Source organism: Kluyvera sp. Awk 3 (assembly GCF_028069715.1).
GTDB lineage: Bacteria > Pseudomonadota > Gammaproteobacteria > Enterobacterales > Enterobacteriaceae > Kluyvera > Kluyvera georgiana_A.
In genome coordinates this window covers 1-5,219 of sequence record NZ_JANEWH010000209.1, presented here as the reverse complement: position 1 = coordinate 5,219, position 5,219 = coordinate 1, and the positions used below count along the sequence as shown (strand labels likewise).

At 51.9% G+C, this 5,219-nt stretch carries 3 protein-coding genes; all 3 read left to right on the top strand.

Annotated elements, in window-relative coordinates; all coding sequences use genetic code 11:
• The first annotated feature begins 312 nt into the window (after nt 1-312).
• A complete protein-coding gene (locus NNN71_RS23475; RefSeq protein WP_167574932.1) occupies nt 313-1,452 on the top strand; it encodes an efflux RND transporter periplasmic adaptor subunit in 1,140 nt (379 codons plus the stop codon).
• A gap of 12 nt (nt 1,453-1,464) precedes the next feature.
• Entirely contained in the window at nt 1,465-4,575 is a 3,111-nt protein-coding gene (locus tag NNN71_RS23470; RefSeq protein WP_167574931.1) for an efflux RND transporter permease subunit, read from the top strand.
• 304 nt (nt 4,576-4,879) lie between these two features.
• Complete coding sequence (locus NNN71_RS23465; protein WP_035891258.1) at nt 4,880-5,101, top strand: lipoprotein; 222 nt, start codon at nt 4,880-4,882, stop codon at nt 5,099-5,101.
• The last annotated feature ends 118 nt before the right edge of the window (nt 5,102-5,219 follow it).

Here is a 5,219-nt window from a genome sequence, read left to right as displayed (position 1 = left end):
CTATTCAATCTACCATTCAGATTAACCGCTGTGTTTACCAAAAAGTTTGATAGCCTCCGAAAAATAGATAAATACAGTGAATCCATGCTTTATTAAATTATCATTCCCTATCTGAATATAATCATCCGTATTATGCCTTGGCTTATTCTCCAATCCTGCTATTTTTGTGTTTCCGTGCCTTGCCACTCCATCAAAAATAACTATCTCTTACATCCAACGGTGTTTATTTGTAGGATAACGAACTGTTTTTTATTCACCCTTTCTTTCACAGATTTGTAGTCAAATCTGGCTATCAATCTATAAGGAACCGCAATGACGAGCCACGCCAGAGTTACACTCTTATCCAGCTTAATTATCTCTGCGGCATTATTAAGCGGCTGCGATAATTCAGGCGATCAGCAAGCGCATGCCCCCATGCCTCAGGTTACTGTTCATGTTGTGAACAATGCGCCACTCTCCATCATCACTGAATTGCCGGGCCGCACCTCCGCGTTTCGTGTCGCAGAGGTTCGCCCACAGGTCAGCGGTATTATCCTGAAGCGTAACTTTGTGGAAGGTAGTGACGTTGAAGCCGGGCAATCGCTTTACCAAATCGACCCTGCAACCTATCAGGCAGCTTATGACAGCGCCAAAGGCGACGAGTCAAAAGCAGAGGCCGCCGCCGCCATTGCCCATCTGACGGTAAAACGCTATGTCCCGCTGTTGGGGACGAAATACATCAGTCAGCAGGATTATGACCAGGCGGTGGCGACTGCGCGTCAGGCCGATGCCGACGTCATGGCGGCAAAAGCCGCTGTCGAAAGTGCCCGTATCAATCTTGCTTATACCAAAGTGACCTCTCCTATCACCGGTCGCATTGGCAAGTCCAGCGTGACGGAAGGCGCGCTGGTGACCAACGGGCAGTCCAACGCGATGGCCACGGTGCAGCAGCTCGATCCGATTTACGTCGATGTGACCCAGTCCAGCAGCGATTTTATGCGTCTGAAGCAGGAGAGCCTGCAACAGGGTAGCGATGCGAAGAGCGTCCAGTTAGTGATGGAGAATGGTCAGCCCTACGCGCTGAAAGGATCTCTGCAATTCTCTGACGTCACTGTCGATGAAAGCACCGGCTCCATCACCCTACGCGCCATCTTCCCTAACCCGCAGCATACGCTGCTGCCGGGCATGTTTGTGCGAGCACGCATCGATGAAGGAGTAAATCCAAGCGCAATGCTGGTTCCACAGCAGGGTGTCACCCGTACGCCGCGAGGCGATGCCACCGTGCTGCTGGTCAATGACAAAAATCAGGTGGAAACCCGCAACGTTGTGGCCGCGCAGGCAGTTGGCGACCAGTGGCTAATCACCAGCGGCCTGAAGGCTGGCGATAAAGTTATCGTCAGTGGGCTACAGAAAGTACGCCCTGGCGTGACCGTGAAGGCAGAAGAGGATACCGCGGCTCCGGCTGCGCAATAAGGTACCAAACCCATGTCTAAGTTTTTTATCCATCGTCCAGTTTTTGCCTGGGTTCTGGCCATCATTTTGATGATCGCCGGCGGGCTGGCTATTTTGCAGTTGCCTATCGCGCAATATCCTACGATTGCACCGCCAGCCGTGGCGATCTCCGCCACTTATCCGGGTGCTGACGCCCAGACCGTGCAGGACACCGTTACTCAGGTTATCGAACAGAATATGAACGGTATCGATAATCTGATGTATATGTCCTCTACCAGCGATTCAGCCGGTTCGGTGACTATCACTCTGACCTTTAATTCAGGGACCGATCCGGATATCGCCCAGGTTCAGGTGCAGAACAAACTGCAGCTGGCCACGCCGCTGCTGCCGCAGGAAGTGCAGCAGCAAGGGATCAGCGTAGAGAAATCAAGCAGCAGCTTCCTGTTAGTCGCCGGTTTTATCTCCGATAACCCGAATACCGTGCAGGACGATATTTCTGACTACATCGCCTCTAACGTTAAAGATCCGATCAGCCGTCTGAACGGCGTCGGCGACGTCCAGCTTTTTGGCGCGCAATACGCGATGCGTATCTGGCTCGACGGGAATCAGCTCAACAAATACAACCTGACGCCGGTCGACGTGATCAATCAGTTGAAGGTACAGAACGACCAGATTGCTGCCGGTCAGTTGGGTGGCACACCTTCAGTGAAAGGTCAGCAGCTTAACGCTTCTATCATTGCGCAGACACGTCTGAAAGATCCGGTTGAGTTCGGTAAAGTTACCCTACGGGTTAACGCCGATGGTTCTGTCGTTCATCTGAGCGATGTCGCGCGCATTGAGCTAGGTGGCGAAAACTACAACGTCGTTGCCCGTATTAACGGTAAACCGGCTTCAGGGCTGGGGATTAAGCTTGCCACGGGCGCGAATGCTCTGGATACGGCGAACGCAATTAAGGCCAAGCTGGCAGAGCTACAGCCTTTCTTCCCGCAGGGAATGAAAGTGGTCTATCCGTACGACACCACGCCATTCGTCACCATCTCGATTCACGAAGTGGTCAAAACGCTGTTTGAAGCGATTATCCTCGTCTTCCTCGTTATGTATCTGTTCTTACAGAACATCCGCGCTACGCTCATTCCCACAATCGCCGTGCCGGTGGTATTGCTGGGGACCTTTGCCGTACTGGAGATGTTTGGCTACTCGATAAACACCCTGACGATGTTCGGGATGGTGCTCGCGATAGGCCTATTGGTCGATGATGCCATCGTAGTGGTTGAAAACGTTGAGCGTGTGATGGTCGAAGAACAGCTTTCGCCAGTTGAAGCGACAGAGAAATCCATGTCGCAGATCCAGGGCGCGCTGGTCGGTATCGCCATGGTGCTATCGGCGGTGTTCGTGCCGATGGCCTTCTTTGGCGGCTCTACCGGCGCTATCTACCGCCAGTTCTCAATTACCATCGTTTCGGCCATGGCACTGTCGGTTCTGGTTGCCTTGATTCTGACCCCCGCGCTGTGCGCCACGCTGTTGAAACCAGGGTCAGCCGATCACCATGAGAAGAAAGGGTTCTTCGGCTGGTTCAACAATAAGTTTGATCAGAGCGTTAACCACTATACCAACAGCGTGAGCGGCATTCTGCGCTGCACCGGTCGTTATCTGGTTATCTATGTTCTTATTGTCGTTGGGATGGCGGTGCTGTTTGTCCGTCTCCCTACGTCCTTCCTGCCGGATGAAGATCAGGGTGTATTCATGACCATGGTTCAGCTCCCGGCTGGCGCTACGCAGGAACGCACGCAGAAGGTACTGGATACCGTTACCCACTACTATCTGAATAACGAGAAGGCCAACGTGGCAAGCGTCTTTACCGTTAACGGTTTCAGCTTCAGCGGTCAGGGGCAAAACTCCGGTATGGCATTCGTTAGTCTCAAGCCGTGGGATGAACGTAGCGGTGATAAGAACAGCGCAGAGTCCATCATCAAACGTGCGACCATGGCCTTCAGCCAGATTAAAGACGCCATGGTCTTCCCGTTCAATATGCCAGCCATTATCGAACTCGGTACGGCTACCGGCTTTGACTTCGAGTTGATTGATCAGGGTAACCTTGGCCATACCGCGCTGACTCAGGCACGTAATCAGCTACTGGGCATGGTGCAGCAGCATCCAGACCAGTTGGTTCGCGTACGTCCAAACGGACTGGAAGACACCGCGCAGTTCAAGCTGGATGTCGACCAGGAAAAAGCGCAGGCACTGGGCATCTCTCTGTCGGATATCAATGAAACCATTTCAGCGGCGCTGGGGGGTTACTACGTTAACGACTTTATCGATCATGGCCGCGTGAAGAAGGTATATGTTCAGGCGGATGCTAAATTCCGTATGCTGCCAGGTGATGTCAACAATATGTACGTGCGAAGCGCTAACGGCGAGATGGTGCCGTTCTCTGCCTTCGTCACTTCACATTGGGTTTACGGTTCACCGCGTCTGGAACGTTATAATGGTTTGCCTTCCATGGAGATTTTGGGTGAAGCCGCACCGGGTAAAAGTACCGGTGAGGCCATGACGTTGATGGAACAAATGGCCAGCAAGCTGCCGTCTGGTATTGGCTTTGACTGGACGGGTATGTCCTATCAGGAACGTTTATCCGGCAACCAGGCACCTGCGCTATATGCGATCTCGCTGATCGTCGTCTTCCTGTGTCTGGCGGCACTCTATGAGAGCTGGTCTATCCCATTCTCCGTTATGCTGGTCGTGCCTTTGGGGGTTGTCGGTGCGCTGCTGGCAGCATCGCTACGTGGTTTGAATAACGACGTTTACTTCCAGGTAGGGCTGTTAACCACGATCGGTTTATCAGCGAAGAACGCGATTTTGATCGTTGAGTTTGCCAAGGATCTTATGGAAAAAGAGGGCAAGGGGATCATTGAGGCAACGCTTGAGGCATCACGCATGCGTCTACGTCCAATCTTAATGACTTCGCTGGCCTTCATTCTTGGCGTTATGCCGCTGGTCATCAGCCATGGTGCCGGTAGCGGCGCGCAGAATGCGGTAGGTACCGGGGTTATGGGGGGAATGTTAACAGCAACGCTGCTGGCCATTTTCTTCGTACCGGTATTCTTCGTGGTCGTCAGACGTCGCTTTACCAAACATACGGACTAACCTCAGCAACTATCCTGTGAAAGGCGTCTTCGGACGCCTTTTTTAGCGCCAGATAAAGACAGGAGGCTCAATACGTTATCGCTGATTTCGCTTATTACTCTGACTATCGGACTATTTCATTATTTTCATCTGCATCATTTCTACACAATCCCACCCATTTATCACTTCTTCTCCACGATATTTACGTAACTCATAAATTGAGATTATTTCCCCTATCAGACCATGGCTATGCAGGTGATAAAATAAGCCATTCCGTAATACGTCCATGATGGCGTAATGAAACGGACTCTTTAGAGGCTATATCATGAAAAAATTTATTCTGGTGACGTTGCTGGCAACTCTGCTTGCGGGCTGTGCACATGATTCACCTTGCGTTCCGGTCTATGATGACCAGGGCCGTCTGGTTCACACCAACACCTGTATGAAAGGGACAACGCAAGACAACTGGGAAACCGCAGGAGCCATCGCCGGTGGTGCAGCGGCTCTGGCAGGGCTGACGCTGGGTATCGTCGCGCTGACCAAGTAACAGAACGGTCGTAAAGGCTCGTACCTACGTTTTTTGCCCCGCGTTAGTTGTTATTTTATTAATAACGCTGACGCGGGTTTATTTTATTCCTTCCGCGTATTCTCCCCTTATTCAGCAT

Coding starts and splice junctions, on each gene's coding strand:
- NNN71_RS23475 (WP_167574932.1), top strand. CDS start 313: ATGACGAGCCACGCCAGAGTTACACTCTTATCCAGCTTAATTATCTCT.
- NNN71_RS23470 (WP_167574931.1), top strand. CDS start 1,465: ATGTCTAAGTTTTTTATCCATCGTCCAGTTTTTGCCTGGGTTCTGGCC.
- NNN71_RS23465 (WP_035891258.1), top strand. CDS start 4,880: ATGAAAAAATTTATTCTGGTGACGTTGCTGGCAACTCTGCTTGCGGGC.